General features: G+C 63.0%; 12 protein-coding genes and 1 tRNA gene. 8 read left to right on the top strand and 5 right to left on the bottom strand.

The window, feature by feature from the left end; translation table 11 throughout:
* The first annotated feature begins 55 nt into the window (after nt 1–55).
* Nucleotides 56–1,717: an ABC-F family ATP-binding cassette domain-containing protein gene (locus HAV21_RS10045; RefSeq protein WP_166841583.1), complete on the top strand. Its 1,662-nt coding sequence runs from the start codon at nt 56–58 to the stop codon at nt 1,715–1,717.
* 3 nt (nt 1,718–1,720) lie between these two features.
* Nucleotides 1,721–3,634, top strand: a complete 1,914-nt coding sequence (locus tag HAV21_RS10040; RefSeq protein WP_166841582.1) for an ABC transporter ATP-binding protein — start codon at nt 1,721–1,723, stop codon at nt 3,632–3,634.
* A 9-nt stretch (nt 3,635–3,643) separates the two neighbouring features.
* Here HAV21_RS10040 and HAV21_RS10035 read toward each other — a convergent pair whose 3' ends face one another.
* From HAV21_RS10035 to HAV21_RS10025, 3 genes are all read right to left on the bottom strand, one after another.
* Nucleotides 3,644–4,057: an NUDIX domain-containing protein gene (locus HAV21_RS10035; RefSeq protein ID WP_166841581.1), complete on the bottom strand. Its 414-nt coding sequence runs from the start codon at nt 4,055–4,057 to the stop codon at nt 3,644–3,646.
* A complete protein-coding gene (locus HAV21_RS10030; protein ID WP_166841580.1) occupies nt 4,054–4,512 on the bottom strand; it encodes a DUF6314 family protein in 459 nt (152 codons plus the stop codon). The genes HAV21_RS10035 and HAV21_RS10030 overlap by 4 nt, the downstream gene beginning before the upstream one ends.
* A gap of 1 nt (nt 4,513) precedes the next feature.
* A tRNA-Arg gene (locus tag HAV21_RS10025) sits at nt 4,514–4,586 on the bottom strand.
* Nucleotides 4,587–4,754: 168 nt separating this feature from the next.
* Here HAV21_RS10025 and HAV21_RS10020 point away from each other — a divergent pair.
* Nucleotides 4,755–5,492, top strand: a complete 738-nt coding sequence (locus HAV21_RS10020) for a hypothetical protein (RefSeq protein WP_208096535.1) — start codon at nt 4,755–4,757, stop codon at nt 5,490–5,492.
* Between the two features lie 73 nt (nt 5,493–5,565).
* On the opposite strand, the gene HAV21_RS10015 is transcribed toward HAV21_RS10020, so the two are convergent.
* Nucleotides 5,566–6,192, bottom strand: coding sequence for a hypothetical protein (locus tag HAV21_RS10015; protein WP_166841578.1), 627 nt, complete (start codon nt 6,190–6,192; stop codon nt 5,566–5,568).
* A gap of 33 nt (nt 6,193–6,225) precedes the next feature.
* On the opposite strand from HAV21_RS10015, the gene HAV21_RS10010 reads away from it, so the two are divergent.
* The 5 genes from HAV21_RS10010 (at nt 6,226) to sucD (ending at nt 12,758) form a co-directional block, all read left to right on the top strand.
* Nucleotides 6,226–7,071: an inositol monophosphatase family protein gene (locus tag HAV21_RS10010; RefSeq protein WP_166841577.1), complete on the top strand. Its 846-nt coding sequence runs from the start codon at nt 6,226–6,228 to the stop codon at nt 7,069–7,071.
* Between the two features lie 78 nt (nt 7,072–7,149).
* Entirely contained in the window at nt 7,150–9,696 is a 2,547-nt protein-coding gene (pcrA, locus tag HAV21_RS10005) for a DNA helicase PcrA (RefSeq protein WP_166841576.1), read from the top strand.
* Between the two features lie 14 nt (nt 9,697–9,710).
* Nucleotides 9,711–10,409, top strand: a complete 699-nt coding sequence (locus HAV21_RS10000; RefSeq protein WP_166841575.1) for a hypothetical protein — start codon at nt 9,711–9,713, stop codon at nt 10,407–10,409.
* A gap of 264 nt (nt 10,410–10,673) precedes the next feature.
* On the top strand, nt 10,674–11,843 hold the full coding sequence (gene sucC / locus HAV21_RS09995; protein WP_011773779.1) for an ADP-forming succinate--CoA ligase subunit beta: 1,170 nt from the start codon (nt 10,674–10,676) through the stop codon (nt 11,841–11,843).
* 12 nt (nt 11,844–11,855) lie between these two features.
* Entirely contained in the window at nt 11,856–12,758 is a 903-nt protein-coding gene (sucD, locus tag HAV21_RS09990) for a succinate--CoA ligase subunit alpha (RefSeq protein ID WP_062070672.1), read from the top strand.
* Nucleotides 12,759–12,896: 138 nt separating this feature from the next.
* On the opposite strand, the gene HAV21_RS09985 is transcribed toward sucD, so the two are convergent.
* Nucleotides 12,897–15,815, bottom strand: coding sequence for a chitobiase/beta-hexosaminidase C-terminal domain-containing protein (locus HAV21_RS09985; RefSeq protein WP_166841574.1), 2,919 nt, complete (start codon nt 15,813–15,815; stop codon nt 12,897–12,899).
* Nucleotides 15,816–15,928 lie beyond the last annotated feature (113 nt).

Here is a 15,928-nt window from a genome sequence, read left to right as displayed (position 1 = left end):
ATGCCCGCGGGAATCGCGGCCTGAATTTCTGCGTTCCCTTGCTGGAGGATAGACAATGACTGCAACTTTGGTGGCCAAGGATCTTGCCGGTGGTCATGGCCACCGCACACTTTTCGCGGACCTCTCCCTGACCGTTGCGCCGGGCGATGTTGTGGGCGTGGTGGGAGCTAATGGTGCTGGTAAATCCACGCTGCTTCGCATCCTGGCAGGAGTGGACCAGCCGCAGGCTGGGACCGTCAGCCTTGCGCCCTCGGATGCTTTTGTGGGCTGGTTGCCGCAGGAACATGAGCGCACCGGCGGCGAAACAATCGCCGCCTACATTGCCAGGCGAACCGGCTGTGCCCAGGCGACAACCGAGATGGAATCCACAGCCGAAGCCCTTGGCTCGGGAGCTCCCGGAGCTGACGACGCGTACTCGTTGGCCTTCGATCGGTGGATGGCTTCCGGTGCTGCCGACTTGGAGGACCGGATCCCGGCCGTGCTGGCGGACCTCGGCCTGGACCTCGGCGCCGATGCCCTGATGACGGGGCTTTCCGGCGGGCAGGCTGCACGCGTGGCTTTGGCCGCTCTGCTGCTTAGCCGCTTCGACGTCGTCCTTTTGGACGAACCCACCAACGATCTTGACCTTGACGGACTCGCCCGGCTGGAGGCCTTCGTCCAAGGCCTTCGGGGTGGTGTCATCCTGGTGTCGCACGACCGCGAATTTCTGGCCCGCTGCGTCACCACCGTGGTGGAGCTGGACCTCGCCCAGAACTCCGTAGCCGTCTACGACGGCGGTTATGAAGCGTTCCTCGAAGAACGCGCCGTGGCCAAGCGCCACGCCCGGGAACGGTACGAAGAGTTCGCCAACACCAAGGCCGACCTCGTCTCCCGGGCACGCACCCAGCGCGAGTGGAGCTCCCAAGGCGTCCGGAACGCGATGAAGAAGAACCCGGACAATGACAAGATCCGGCGCGCAGCGAGCAGTGAATCGTCCGAGAAACAGGCACAGAAAGTCCGCCAGATGGAGTCCCGCATCGCCCGGCTCACCGAGGTGGAAGAACCTCGCAAAGAGTGGCAGCTGCAGTTCAGCATCGGCCAGGCACCCCGCTCAAGTGCCGTCGTCGCCACCTTGCGCAACGTCGTAGCGCGCCAAGGCGACTTCACGCTGGGTCCGGTGAACCTGCAACTCAACGGCGGCGAGCGGATCGGCATCACCGGACCGAACGGTGCCGGCAAGTCAACGCTGTTGCGCCTGCTGCTGGGGACCCAGGAACCGGACGACGGCGAGGCCTCCATGGGTGCCTCCGTGGCCATTGGCGAAATCGACCAGGCGCGCGGACTGCTCGACGGCGGGCGGCACCTTGGCGACGCCGTTGAAGCTGTGCTGGTGGACTGGAACAGTGCAGATGTCCGCACCCTGTTGGCCAAATTCGGCCTCAAAGCCGACCACACGTCCCGGACCGTGGATTCATTGTCCCCGGGGGAGCGAACCCGTGCTGCGCTTGCGTTGCTGCAGGCCCGCGGCGTGAACCTGCTGGTGCTGGACGAGCCCACCAACCATTTGGATCTTCCGGCCATTGAGCAATTGGAGGAGGCCCTGGAAAGCTACGAGGGCGCACTCCTGTTGGTCACCCATGATCGCCGTTTATTGGAAAACGTTCGGCTCGATTCGCGCTGGCACCTGGAAAACGGCCAAGTGCAAGAGCTTCATCACACCCCAAGCCAGGAGAAGTAACCCATGAGCATGGACCGCGTGGCCTGGAGCTCGCTGTACAACATCACCACTGCCAAGAGCGGTTCCAAGCCGTTCTCCAAGGAAACCCTGAAACGGGTCATGGCTTTTGCTGCGCCGCATAAAGGCAAGCTCATTGCCTTTGTGATCGCTTCGATCGCGGGTGCTTTCCTCGCTGTGGCCACTCCTGTGCTGGCCGGTCAGGTGGTTGATTCCATCATTGCCAACGCAGGCGTTGGAACGGTGATCTGGTTGGCCGTCCTCATTGCGATCGTTGCGGTGGGCGAGGCCGGTGTGGGCCTGGTGACCCGGTGGTTGTCATCGATCATCGGCGAGGGCGTCATTGTGGACCTCCGCACGCGCGTGTTCGATCACGTGCAGCGCATGCCCATCGCGTTCTTCACCCGAACCCGAACCGGCGCCTTGGTCAGCCGCTTGAACAACGACGTCATCGGGGCGCAGTCCGCCTTCGCCGGCACCTTGTCAGGTGTGGTCAGCAATGTGGTGGCCCTGGTCCTCACGCTGGTGGTCATGCTGAACACCTCCTGGCTGGTGACTGTGCTGGCCATGGTGCTGCTGCCGATCTTCCTGATCCCAGCAAGGCGAATGGGTTCCAAACTGGCGGACCTCCGCCGCGAAGCTGCCGCGCACAACGCCGCCATGGGAACCCAGATGACGGAGCGGTTCTCCGCCCCGGGAGCCACCCTGGTGAAGTTGTTCGGCCGCCCGGATGAAGAATCCCGGGAGTTCGCCGAGCGTGCCGGCAGGGTCCGGGATATTGGCGTCCGGACTGCCATGCTGCAGTTCACCTTCGTGACGGCCCTGACGCTGGTCTCTGCCCTGGCGCTCGCCTTGGTCTACGGTTTGGGCGGTTGGCTGGCAATCGGCGGGCAGCTCGCACCCGGCGATGTTGTAGTGCTAGCGCTTCTTCTGACAAGGCTCTACGCTCCGCTGACGGCGCTCTCCAACGCCCGCGTGGAAATCATGAGTGCTTTGGTCAGCTTCGAGCGGGTGTTCGAAATTCTGGACCTAAAGCCGCTGATCACCCAGAAACCGGACGCTGTTTCCGTGCCCGCAGGCCCCGTTGCCGTGGAATTCGATGACGTCCGTTTCTCCTACCCCTCGGCCGAAAAGGTGTCGCTGGCTTCCCTTGAGGACGTGGCCACCTTGGATACCCGGGGCGGGGAGGAAGTCTTGCACGGGGTCAGTTTCAGGGTTGAACCTGGCCAGACTGTTGCCTTGGTGGGTTCCTCAGGTGCCGGCAAGTCCACGGTGGCGCAGCTGCTCTCGCGCCTGTACGACGTCGATTCCGGCGCCGTGCGCCTCGGGGGGCAGGCACCTGGAACAGGCGTGGACATTCGCGACCTCAGTTTCGACTCCCTGCGCGACACCATGGGCATGGTCACCCAGGACGGCCACCTCTTCCACGAAACCATCGCCTCCAACCTGCGCCTCGCCCGGCCGGATGCCACCGAGGACGACATGTGGGATGTGCTCCGGCGGGCACGCCTGGAGCCCATGATCCGGTCCCTGCCCGATGGCTTGGAAACAGTGGTGGGGGAGCGCGGCTACCGTCTCTCCGGTGGTGAACGCCAACGGCTCACCATTGCACGGTTGCTCATCAAGCAGCCCCGTGTTGTGATCCTCGACGAAGCCACGGCAGCCTTGGACTCCACCAATGAAGCCGCCGTCCAGGCGGCCTTGGGCGAGGCACTCGAGGGGCGCACCGCCGTCGTGATTGCGCACCGCTTGTCCACCATCCGTGCCGCGGACGCCATCCTGGTGGTTGAGGACGGCAGGATCGTGGAGCGTGGCACGCACACTGAGCTGCTTGCTGCGGATGGACGCTACGCGGAGCTCTACCAAACCCAGTTCGCTGAGGCCACCGCTGTGGCGCAGGAAGCGGTCCCGGAGCTGTAAACGCTGCCCCTACGTGGGCGGGGTCAGCAGCGGGATGACGTGGTCCGTCAGCAGCGGTGCCAGGTCGGTGGGCAGCGGCGCGTCCAGGTCCAGCCAGCGGATCTCCGCGATTTCCGCTGAAGGATGCGCGTCCCACGTTCCGGGGGCCGTGAAGACCGTTGCCTCGATATTGGTCGCGGCCTCGTTGGCTGCCTCCGCCAACCACACCCCGAGCGGCTCGAGGACGCCCGGCGGAACCTCGATGCCGACTTCCTCCAAGAGCTCCCGGGAGGCAGCCTCAGCAGCGGTTTCCCCTGGCTCGGGTTTGCCGCCGGGATGCATGAACTTGTCCGTGCCACGCTTGCGGACGGTCAACAAATGACCTTCCTGGTTGTAAACGCACACCGCGCTCACAATGATCAGGTCCGTGCCGGTTCCACTCATGGTTGCCTCCCGGCGTCGATCCGGACCAAGTGCGATTCAAGCAACAGATCCTTGGCTGGCCCGCGGACATCCCACGTGAAACTGAACGAGTCCGGGCCCTCACGGAAGTAATTAACACGGTAATCGTCGGGGTCGCACCAGTGCTTGTCCTGGTTGCCTTCTTCGGCGAAACTCATCACATGGAACGGGCGGCCGTCGGGGAAGAACACGTCCATCGAATCCAGGCTGGCTCCGGGTTTCAGGAGATACTCACGGAATGCCGGGCCTGAATGAGTAGGCCAGTGCATGGTTCCGTCTTCGCGGTAGTCCAGGCCGCCGTCGGGGTTCTTCACGTAGCGCACGACGCCGGAAAAGGTTCCGTTGGTGCCGGACGTCCGGTCCAGGAGGGTCCGCTCCACGCGCCAGCTGCCGGCCAGGTAGGCCTGCAAGTCCTGGGTGGGCTGCTGGTGGTTCAAGTGCCCTCGATTGGAATCGAACCAACGACACCGGCTTTAGGAGAGCCGTGCTCTATCCACTGAGCTACGAGGGCCTGTGCGTCCATGACTCTGAATCCCACTGCTGGAGCTCAAGGGCCCGGACACGACTACAAGCATACAAGCTGCCGGGGCGCTGCCCGAACACCGCTAGGCTGACGTTCATGAAAGGGCACGTCACTGCACCGGCAACAGCTGGATCCTTCCGTCCGAATACCCGCAGCATGAGGGCGAACATCGGAGGGTGGGCGCAACTGAGTGTGGTCCAGTACTTCGTGGCTGAAGCCGCTGTGATCGATGCCTGGGCAGGCCCGGAGCCGTACAGCAGGGCCACGGGATTCATCAGCGACCTCGGGGCAGTCTCTTGCGGCATTTATGAGGACAGGGCCGTGTGCTCGCCGCTGCATCTGCTGATGAATGCCTCGTTCGTGGTTCAGGGCTTGGCGTTGGTCCTTGGCTCGCTGTTCCTGACAGCCGGGCTCTTGAGCGTGGCTGCGCGGCCCGGCGTGCAAGCCCGGCGATTCCGGGCTGTTTCGGAGGGTTCCCTTCCTGCACGCGTCCTGACCGTGCCCTGGATCTTGGCCGTTGCTATCCGGATTCTCACCGCTGTTGCGGGGGTAGGAACGGTAATTGTGGGTCTGGTTCCGGAGGACTTGGGCTCTCCCTGGCATTTCGCCGGCGCTTTGATGTACTTCATCGCCGGCGGCTTTGCCCTCCTGCTGTTGGGAGTCCTGTGGTTCCGGCAAACCCCGATCAGTTGGTTCCTCGCTGCGTGCGGGCTGACGTGCATTGGGGCACTCGTGATCGGCGCAATCACGGGAATGGACGTGCCGCAGCCGGGATTGCTGGAGAGGTTCATGGGCTACCCGGTGACCATTGGCCTGGCAGCTGCGGGCCTGGTAATTGCCCAGCGTACGCACACGGAACGGAAACTGGCGCGGGCAGGGGCGGGTGCGCGCTGAGTCTTGTTGGCCGGGGCCGGGGCCGGGGCCGGGTGCGCTGAGCGGAAACGGGTGCGCCGCCGCGGACGAGTGGTCAGGCGGGCTTCGCACTCTTTCGTCCAAGGAACACGGCTACCACGCCGCACACCAGGCTGAGAAGGAACAGTACCCAGGACGCAACCGTGACTGCTGACGCCAACGCCACCGAACCGGCGTCGGGCGCTTCGGCAGCGAGCACCGAGTCGATGGCGACGTTGGACCACAGGTGAGCCACCGCGAACAGCAGGGGAGCAGCCCACAGGGCCCAACGCCATGACTTTCGCGCCACATTGGTGCCAATCAACAGGAGCCAGCTGAAGCCGAAGATCAGCGGAAACAGAGTGCCGGCGGTCTTGTGGACGTAGTTGAGCTGGCCTCGGGCTGACTCGTCCATGGCCTCCCGGAGCTGGACGATGTAGTCCTGCGAGAATCCACCGATCAGCGAATCAGGCATGGCCAGGCCGCCGGAGAGCTGCGTCATCTGGTTCAAGGTGAGCAGGTGCAGGTACCAGAACAGGAACAGGCTGGCCACCACGCCCGCGATCACAATGAGCTTGGAGTTGCTCTGCGCCTTTTGCGGGGTGCGCTGCGTGGTGTTGTTGATCACGGGAGGCAGCGAGTGGTCGGGGACCACTGCCTTTGCTCCGTGCTTCTTGATGCGCTGGGCGGGTGTCTTGGCCATGTCATTCATTATCCCGCCACATAAGCTGGATCCATGACCACTGGCAGGCACACAGCAACTGAACTCGATCCATCACTGGATGACTACCAACTGGCCAGCGCCCTGGTTCGCGAAGCAGGCCAGCTGGCGCTGCTCATGCGGATGGGCGGGCTACAGGGTGAACGCAAGACCTCAGTGTCCGACGTCGTAACTGCGGCCGATCACGCAGCTGAGGCTTACGTCCTGGAACAGTTGCGGCGCTGCCGTCCCCAGGATGGCATTCTGGGCGAGGAGGGGGCCTCCGTTGCCGGCACGAGCGGCCGGACCTGGGTGATCGACCCCGTGGACGGCACCTACAATTTCCTGCACGGCTCCACGTACTGGTGCTCGGCCATCGCCCTTAAGCGCGATGATGCAGACCACGGCGGTCACCCGGTTGCCGATCCCGAGGTGCTGCTGGGGGCCATCTATCAGCCCGAACTGGACAAGCTCTGGCTTGGCGGCCCGGATCGCCCTTCCACGCTGAACGACGAGCCGATTTCCGGTTTCGGTGACCTCCCCGTGAGCCAAATCTCCGCCGCCACCTACATCCATCCCACCTGGCTGGCGGACCCCCGCGCAGCAATGCCGTGGCACGCGGCTGCAGTTTCCGCGGCATCACTGCGCATGTTCGGCTCAGGTTCCTGCGACCTCGGCAGGGTTGCTGACGGGGAGCTCGGTTGCTGGTTCCAGCACAGTTGCCCGGAATGGGACTGGCTTCCCGGCAAAGCGATCGTCCGCGCGGCCGGCGGGGACACCGCCGTCGTGCAGGTCAACGGACTGAACTGGTTCGTGGCAGGAGGCCCGACGGCGGTCCGTGAGTTGAGCGCTGCCCTCACCTCTGTTCCCCAATTTGCGTAGGGCGTTTCGGAGGGCACCAGCACACCGGATCCGGCGCGACGTAGAGTGTCAGAGGCACCGCCTAGACTGGTAGGCACCATGGATATGTTGTTTGACCCCTACGCAGACGGACCCTTCAAAGCAGGCACCAAAGCCGCACTCAAGGCTGCCCCGGAGCTTTCCCCCTCCGGCGGTGGCTCCTCCGGGCCCCGCCTTCAGGAAGGCGCCGGCGAGTCAAAAGACCTTCCGGGCCAGGGTGCACCGGGAGGGTGGGACCACCGCGGAACCCACGGCTTACCCACTGCCGATGCCCTGCTCCAGGGACTGAATCCACAGCAGGAAGAAGCTGTGAAACACGCCGGAAGCCCCCTGCTGATCGTTGCAGGCGCGGGCTCCGGCAAGACCCGTGTGCTCAGTAACAGGATCGCCTACCTCATTGCCACCAAGCGTGCCCATCACGGCGAAATCCTGGCCATCACCTTCACTAACAAAGCGGCGGCCGAAATGCGGGAACGCATCGAAGCCCTGGTGGGACCCCGGGCCAAGGGCATGTGGATCTCCACCTTCCACTCGTCCTGCGTACGTATCCTGCGCCGGGAAGCGGCCAACGTGGGCCTGAATTCCAACTTCTCCATTTACGACTCCGCTGATTCATTGCGCCTGATCACCCTGGTGGCCAAGAACCTGGACCTCGATCCCAAGAAGTTTGCGCCAAAGGCCATCCAACACAAGATTTCCGCGCTCAAGAACGAGCTCATCGATGCCGACTCCTACGTGTCCTCGGCAAACCATAACGACCCCTTTGAAAGCGCCGTTGCAGAGGTCTTCAAGGGCTACACGCAGCGTCTCCGGCAAGCCAACGCCATGGACTTCGATGACCTCATCGCCGAAACCGTGTACATGTTCAGGGCCTTTCCGGCGCTCGCGGAATCCTACCGGCGCCGTTTCCGGCACGTGTTGGTTGACGAGTACCAGGACACCAACCACGCCCAGTACGCACTGGTCAGGGAAATCGTGGGTTTGGGAACGGATACGGACGTTGCGCCCAGCGAACTGACTGTGGTGGGCGATTCCGATCAGTCCATTTATGCCTTCCGCGGCGCGGACATCCGCAACATCGTGGAGTTCGAGGCCGACTATCCGAACGCCCGCACCATCAAACTTGAGCAGAACTACCGCTCCACACAGAACATCCTCAGCGCCGCCAACTCGGTGATTTCCCGTAACCCGAACCGCCAGGAAAAGCGTTTGTGGACAGCGGAGGGAGACGGCGAGAAAATCGTTGGCTACGTGGGGGAGAACGAGCACGACGAAGCCCAGTTCATTGCCAAGGAAATCGACCGCCTGCAGGACGAGGACGGCTTGCGTCCCGGCGACGTCGCTATCTTTTACCGCACCAACGCGCAGTCACGCTCCATTGAGGATGTGCTGGTCCGTGTGGGCTTGCCCTACAAAGTGGTGGGCGGTACTCGGTTCTATGAGCGCAAGGAAATCAAGGATGCCCTGGCGTACTTGCGCGTCCTGGTGAACCCGGACGACGACGTCAACCTCCGCCGCGTATTGAACGAACCCAAGCGCGGGATCGGTGATCGCGCCGAGGGTGCAGTTGCGGCTTTGGCGGAGCGGGAACGCACGTCATTCATGGCCGCTGCACGCCGCGCCGACCAAGCTCCCGGAATGGCAACCCGCTCGGTCAACGCCGTCCTGGGCTTTGTGAAGCTGCTGGATGACCTCGCCGAGGTGGCGTCCGGCTCCGGTGCCGCTGCTGCCCTCGAAGCCGTCCTTGAACAGACCGGTTACCTGGCGGGCCTGCGCGCCAGCAACGACCCCCAGGACGAATCCCGCGTGGAGAATCTCGCGGAACTGGTGGCCGTGGTCCGGGAGTACGAGCGCGATAATCCGGACGGGTCCCTCGGCGAGTTCCTGGAGCAGGTCTCCCTGGTGGCAGACGCCGACCAGATTCCCGATGCCCCTGGTGCGGACATTGATGCCGCGGTGGCTGAGGCCAAGAGGATGGGCGTTGTCACGCTCATGACCCTGCACACAGCCAAGGGCCTGGAGTTCCCGGTGGTCTTCCTCACCGGCATGGAGCACGGAATCTTCCCGCACCAACGCTCGGCAACGGACCCCAAAGAACTCGCGGAAGAACGCCGCCTGGCCTACGTGGGCCTGACCCGTGCCCGCAAGCGCCTTTATGTCACGCGCTCTGAGGTTCGCAGCATGTGGGGCCAGAGCCAGTACAACCCCGCCAGCCAGTTCCTGGAAGAGATTCCCTCCGAACTTGTGGAGTGGAAGCGCGAAGGAATGAGTCGCCAGGCCGCAGGTGGCTGGGGGAGCGCCCCCATCGGGTCCAACCGCTACGGTGGTTCGTTCTGGGGTGCGGGCACATCCCGCGGTGCTGCCGCCAGCCCAACCGCAGGGTTCGACGCCGACGTCCCGGCCGCCGTCGTACGCAACAGGGTCCAGCCGCAAAAGGAAGTTATTTCCGTGGTGGCGGGGGACAAGGTCAACCACACAAGCTTCGGCAACGGAGTGGTCTTGGGCATCGAGGGTTCGGGGGACAAGACGGTGGCGAAGGTGAAGTTCGACGTCGGCGAAAAGCGACTTCTCTTGCGGTATGCGCCCCTGACCAAGTTGGATGCGTGAAATCGCACGGCATAATGAGGGGCATGCGACGGACTGTTTGGCCGATCCTGGCCGCCTTGATCATGGTGCTGGCGGCGGGATGCTCTTTCGCCACCAAAGATCCTGACTATGTGCCGCCGGCCCCGTTGCCGCCGCTTGAACAGCTCCAGCAGGTTCCCGTCACTGAGCAGACCACCTTGTCCGCGGGCGAGGATGTCACTGCTTTTGTCACGGCTGACAAGAACATTGTCTGCGCCATGACGTCCTCACGGGGTGGGCACCTCAATCTCCCGTATGAGGCCAACTCTTACTCGGATGCTGCCAACAACAAGTTCGCCGTTGTTCCCGTGGTCCACTGTGAACTGGCCAAGTATGCCGCACCGGAGCCCGATGACGTCGCTGACGATTGTGCGGGAATCGGCCTCGGATACCTGGGCGGGACGGTGCTCCTGACTCCGGAGAAGGCGGTGTACGGCTCATGTCGTTCCGGCGTAACACAAATGGAGTCGGAGTTCGGTCCGAAGGGCAGCCGGGAAGGTCCCATCTCCAAGCTCCGGGAGCTGGGGGAGGGGCAGAACATTGAGCGCAACGGTCTGCGGTGTTCGGCATACAACGGCGGCGTTGCTTGCGGAAATATCTCCGGGGGCGTGGCGTTCTTCGTCAATCGCGAGGGCTACCAGTTGATTTCCGACGGCGGGAAAAAGGTCTCGGGAAACCTGAAACTTGCGTCGTGACTGCTCTTGGATAGTGGGCGGGCGGCCCAAAAACCGCGTCATTCTGCGGGTTTTCTACAGTCGATAGAAGTGTAAGGTTACTCACTTAACAGGTAGTGTGTAGCTGGCGGGACTCCTCAAAGGGCTAAAGTTCCGAGAGGACCTTACGCAATGTGACCGGCTTCAATCCTGGTTGTTACCGCGTACTTTCCGCAGCTGGCTATCGCGGTCATCGCGGTTCCCGGCTGAACAGAAAACTACTTCGACGTAGAAGGACACTAAACCGTGGACCTGTTTGAATATCAGGCGCGCGATATGTTCGAAGCGCACGGTGTACCCGTGCTCGCCGGCATCGTGGCGCACACTCCTGAAGAAGCAAAGGCAGCTGCCGAGAAGATCGGCGGCGTAACTGTCGTCAAGGCACAGGTTAAGGTTGGTGGCCGCGGCAAGGCTGGCGGCGTCAAGGTTGCCAAGACTGCCGAAGAGGCACTTGAGCACTCCACCAACATCCTGGGCATGGACATCAAGGGCCACACCGTCAACAAGGTGATGATCGCCCAAGGTGCTGACATTGCCGAAGAGTTCTACTTCTCGGTCCTCCTGGACCGCGCCAACCGCAACTACCTGGCCATGTGCTCGGTTGAGGGCGGCATGGAGATCGAACAGCTTGCCGTGGAGCGTCCCGAGGCCCTGGCCAAGATCGCCATCGACCCCGCAGTGGGCATCGACCAGGCCAAGGCTGACGAGATCGTCGCAGCTGCAGGTTTCGCTGAAGAACTGCGCGGCAAAGTGGCCGACGTCATTCTGAAGCTCTGGGACGTCTTCAAGAAGGAAGACGCAACCCTGGTTGAGGTCAACCCGCTGGTCCGCACCGGCGCCGGCGAGATCGTTGCCCTCGACGGCAAGGTCTCCCTGGATGAGAACGCTGACTTCCGCCACGTGCACCACGCGCACCTGGAAGACAAGGATGCAGCTGACCCGCTGGAGGCCAAGGCCAAGGCCCAGGACCTCAACTACGTCAAGCTGGACGGCGAAGTAGGCATCATCGGCAACGGCGCCGGTCTTGTGATGTCCACCCTCGACGTCGTTGCATACGCCGGCGAGAACCACGGCAACGTCAAGCCCGCCAACTTCCTGGACATCGGCGGTGGAGCTTCCGCCGAGGTCATGGCCAACGGCCTCGACGTCATCTTGGGCGACTCCCAGGTCAAGAGCGTGTTCGTGAACGTCTTCGGTGGCATCACCGCCTGTGACGCCGTTGCCAAGGGCATCGTCGGCGCACTGGCTGAGCTGGGTTCCTCCGCGAACAAGCCGCTGGTAGTTCGCCTCGACGGCAACAACGTTGAGGAAGGCCGCCGCATCCTGACCGAGGCCAACCACCCGCTGGTTACCCTGGCCGCCACCATGGACGAGGGCGCCGACAAGGCCGCCGAGCTCGCCAACGCAGCTAAGTAAAGGGACGCGACAATGTCTATCTACCTCAACAAGGACTCCAAAGTCATCGTTCAGGGCATCACCGGCGGCGAGGGCACCAAGCACACCGCCCTCATGCTCAAGGCCGGCACCAACATTGTTGGTGGCGTCAACGCCCGCAAGGCCGGCACCACGGTCCTGCACGGCGATAAGGAAATCAACGTCTTCGGCACCGTCAAGGAAGCCATCGCTGAAACCGGCGCTGACGTCTCCATCGTCTTCGTACCCCCGGCATTCACCAAGGACGCCGTAGTTGAAGCCATCGAAGCCGGCATCGGCCTGGTAGTTGTCATCACCGAAGGCGTTCCTGTTCAGGACTCCGCCGAATTCTGGGCTCTCGCCCAGTCCAAGGTTGACGCTGACGGCAAGCAGATCACCCGCATCATCGGACCGAACTGCCCCGGCATCATCACCCCCGGCGAAGCACTGGTTGGTATCACCCCGGCGAACATCACGGGCAAGGGCCCCATCGGCCTGGTGTCCAAGTCCGGTACCTTGACCTACCAGATGATGTACGAACTCCGCGACCTCGGCTTCTCCACCGCGATCGGCATCGGTGGCGACCCCATCATCGGCACCACGCACATCGACGCCCTGGCTGCGTTCGAGGCTGATCCGGAGACCAAGGCAATCGTCATGATCGGCGAAATCGGTGGCGACGCTGAAGAGCGCGCAGCCGACTTCATCAAGGCCAACGTCACCAAGCCGGTTGTTGGCTACGTTGCAGGCTTCACCGCTCCGGAGGGCAAGACCATGGGCCACGCAGGCGCCATCGTCTCCGGCTCTGCAGGAACGGCACAGGCCAAGAAGGAAGCTCTCGAAGCTGCAGGCGTGAAGGTCGGCAAGACGCCGTCCGAAACCGCCACGCTGCTGCGCGAAGTTTACGCAACGCTCTAGGTTCTACAGCTAACTCACGACGACGGCCCGGCGCCTTCCCTACGGAAGGTGACGGGCCGTCGTCGTGCTCTAAGTAGCTGACGCGAGCCGAAGAGTCTGGGGGAAAACTCCGACCCGCGCCAGGTCCGTGGGGGCTGGCTAGGCGATGATCTTCATGGCCTGCCAACCGGTGCCGAGGCTGATGGGCGGCACAGTGCTGAACGCTCCACTGCCTGTGCCCGGGTACAGCCACAGGGTGTCGCCGATGCGGCCTACGACGTCATTGCTGCCATCGCCGTTGAGGTCGCGGGGCCCGGCTATCGATGTTCGGTTGTCCCAACCCGTTGAGATTTGCTTCCACTGGAGCCATCCGCGGGTTCCGTTTCCGGGGTAGAGCCAGAGTGCACCCGTGTCCGAACGGCGCGCCAGCACATCTGCCTTTCCATCTCCATTAAAGTCCCCCGTGCTCAGAATTGCATTCATCACATTCCACCCGGATCCAATGGTGGTGGGAGTCCGCTGGCCGCCGGTTCCGTTGCCTTCGTAGAGCCGCAGCTCCCCGGAGCTCAGCCGGCCAATGAAGTCCGGAATACCGTCGCCGCTGAAGTCGCCGGGAGAGAACAGCTGGCTCATGGTGCTCCAGCCGGTGCTGACCTGTACCCGGGCTCCGAAACTGCCGGCACCGTTGCCCGGGTAGAACCACACGACGTCTCCGGCGCGGGCCAGGAGGTCATTCTTGCCGTCCCTGTTGAAGTCGCCGGGGGTGATGGTTTCGTTGACGGTGGACCACGCCGGTGCCGCCAGGGCCACCTGGCGTTCCGATAGCCCGCCCGCACCGTCACCGGGGTACAAGTACAGATTTCCAGCGGTATCGGAGGCTAGGACATCGGCTTTGCCGTCACCGTTGAAGTCATGGGCCGACGGCGGTCCGGCTGCGGGCACGGTGTACGTCTGGTTGCCCACGGCTGAGGCGTTACCGGCAGTGTCCACCCCGATGTACTTCAGGTTCAGGGTTGAGGTGCCCATGAGAATCGGGGCCGAGTATTTGATGTTCGTTGCCGATTCCACCGCAGTGGGTGTGCTGCCATCGGTGGTGTAGTAGATGGCAGCCCCCGGCTCATTTGCGGTCAGGGTGATGGTTGCCCCGCTGGCCAGTGCCCGGCTGGTGGGGTTGGCTGTGACCACGGGGGCTGTGGTGTCCGGCGGCACCGTGTACGTCTGGGTGACGACGTCGGAGACGTTTCCGGCAGGATCCGTGGCGGAGTACTTCAGTGTCATCGGGCCCGGGCCGTCGAAGGTGATCGGTGCCGAGTACACCACGCCGGCGGCCAAGGGGTCGGTACCATCTTTGGTGTATTTGATGACCGAATTCGCTTCATTGACCGTGAGGGTGATGGTGGTGCCGGGAGCGTACGCGCCGCCGGCAGGGTTGGCTGTGACCACGGGCTTGGTGACGTCAGGGCCTGTGGAATAGACCTGGGTGACCACTGCGGATGGGTTGTTCGCGGTGTCTACAGCGAAGTACTTCAGGGTCAGCGGCCCGTTCACCGTGAGGGGGGTGGCGTATTTGCTGCTGGCCGTGGTGGGTGTGGACCCGTCCACGGTGTAGTAGATGGTGGCCGGCTCGTTCACGGCAAGCGTGACCTTCTGTCCGACGTCGTACGTGCCGCCTGCCGGTGTGGCTGTGACCACGGGGGCAACAACATCGGCGGTGATATGCGCTTCGAATTCGGCCAGGCCCACGTTGGTGGTGGTACCGCTGACGGAGCTGATGTTAAAGCGTACGGAGCTGACAGTCCTGGCAGGAAAGTTGGTAGTCAATCCTGAGCCGTTGTTGGGCAGGGCCGCAACCGGGACGGTGGTGCCGTCAGAAAATGTGAGATTGCCGCCGGTGACGTGGTCGCTGGGCAAGGGACGGTCAAAGAGTGTCACTGCGTTGATGGTCCGGGCAGGGGAGAAGTTGTACTGGATCCAGCTACCAGCCTTGCCCCCGTTGGTGACCCACTCGCGGTTGGCATCCATGGGAGTGCCCCAGGCATATCCATCCCGCGCCTTCTCCGGACTTTGTGCGGAGGCCTTTTGGGAGGACGCTGACACCGTGGTTCCCGCCGATTTTGCTGCGTTTCCGGTCCACTCGATCGACGTGATGTACTGCCGCTTGAGCCAGTCGCTGTAAGGGGTGTCCGGGCAAACGGCACCGCAGAGGTACTCATCAAACTCAGCGAAGCGCCTGAAAGTGTTGACCTTGCTGGTCAATTCGGCCCCTGTGACGTTCTGTGCGTACTCGTCAATCACGTACGCGTCGTAGGCGGAGGAAGTATGTGGTCCCGTGTAGGCGCGGGTGGCCAGCTGACCGAACTTGGCCGCAGCCCAATGGTCGCTGTGGTCATACGGGGTGGTGAAGTTGCCGGTCCAGTCCTGGGTCCGAAACGTGGTGGGCTTGTAGTTGGCCACGAGCCGGTTCAACACGCTCTGGAGTTGGGCTTTTGTGTACGTGGCAGATCCATCAACGGGGCGGATGGTGGAGATGCGGCCGTCCCACAGTTTGAGGATGCTCTGGCCGTTGTAACGGCTGCTGCCATTGCCATTGGGGAAGCCATCCGGAAGCCGCAGGAAAACCACTGAAATATTCGGGGCGGCATTGAGCGTGTGAACGGTCAGTGGCCGCTCAGGAACGCCGGCGTCAGAAGCCGTCCAGGCGTTGGCTACCCCGGCCATCAGGGCATAACTCGACCGGATGCCGTCCTCCAGGCCACCCCAATAGGACTGCCCTTCACCGGCTTCCCCCGCTGTGATGTAGACGGTCTGGACGCAGCGTTTGGCTTGGATGTCCCGCATGAAGTCCGGGCTGATGAAGATCAGATCATCATCGGTGTGAGCGACGATCATCTGCGCACCGCCGGTGCCGGGACAAGGAGGTGCGGCCGCCGAGGCGGGCATGGCCAGGCCGAAGACAAGGGATGAAAGGGCAACAGAAAGGCCCAGCAGGAATCCAAGGATTCGCCGGGCAAAGGTACGGGTGCTGACGAGTGGTAGTCGAGTATGACGACGAACGTATTTTGGACGGTCCACAACCATGCTCCTTGAGCAGATGTTGGGCCCCCCAGCCGGCAAACTTACGACGCCCCCAGGACGCCATGTCGGATTGAGTTATTCACCGCCCCACGGGTTCCCCGCGTGAAAACGATGCA

The sequence above is a fragment of the Paenarthrobacter sp. MSM-2-10-13 genome, assembly GCF_011605365.1.
Classification (GTDB): domain Bacteria; phylum Actinomycetota; class Actinomycetes; order Actinomycetales; family Micrococcaceae; genus Arthrobacter.
Note: the sequence above shows the minus strand (reverse complement) of the source record. Positions and strands in the feature narration are given on the sequence as shown.

Bases quoted from the DNA above. Each gene is read 5' to 3' on its own strand.
- HAV21_RS10045 (WP_166841583.1), top strand. From the start codon at position 56: ATGACTGCAACTTTGGTGGCCAAGGATCTTGCCGGTGGTCATGGCCAC.
- HAV21_RS10040 (WP_166841582.1), top strand. From the start codon at position 1,721: ATGAGCATGGACCGCGTGGCCTGGAGCTCGCTGTACAACATCACCACT.
- HAV21_RS10035 (WP_166841581.1), bottom strand. From the start codon at position 4,057: ATGAGTGGAACCGGCACGGACCTGATCATTGTGAGCGCGGTGTGCGTT.
- HAV21_RS10020 (WP_208096535.1), top strand. From the start codon at position 4,755: ATGAGGGCGAACATCGGAGGGTGGGCGCAACTGAGTGTGGTCCAGTAC.
- HAV21_RS10015 (WP_166841578.1), bottom strand. From the start codon at position 6,192: ATGGCCAAGACACCCGCCCAGCGCATCAAGAAGCACGGAGCAAAGGCA.
- HAV21_RS10010 (WP_166841577.1), top strand. From the start codon at position 6,226: ATGACCACTGGCAGGCACACAGCAACTGAACTCGATCCATCACTGGAT.
- pcrA (WP_166841576.1), top strand. From the start codon at position 7,150: ATGGATATGTTGTTTGACCCCTACGCAGACGGACCCTTCAAAGCAGGC.
- HAV21_RS10000 (WP_166841575.1), top strand. From the start codon at position 9,711: ATGAGGGGCATGCGACGGACTGTTTGGCCGATCCTGGCCGCCTTGATC.
- sucD (WP_062070672.1), top strand. From the start codon at position 11,856: ATGTCTATCTACCTCAACAAGGACTCCAAAGTCATCGTTCAGGGCATC.
- HAV21_RS09985 (WP_166841574.1), bottom strand. From the start codon at position 15,815: ATGGTTGTGGACCGTCCAAAATACGTTCGTCGTCATACTCGACTACCA.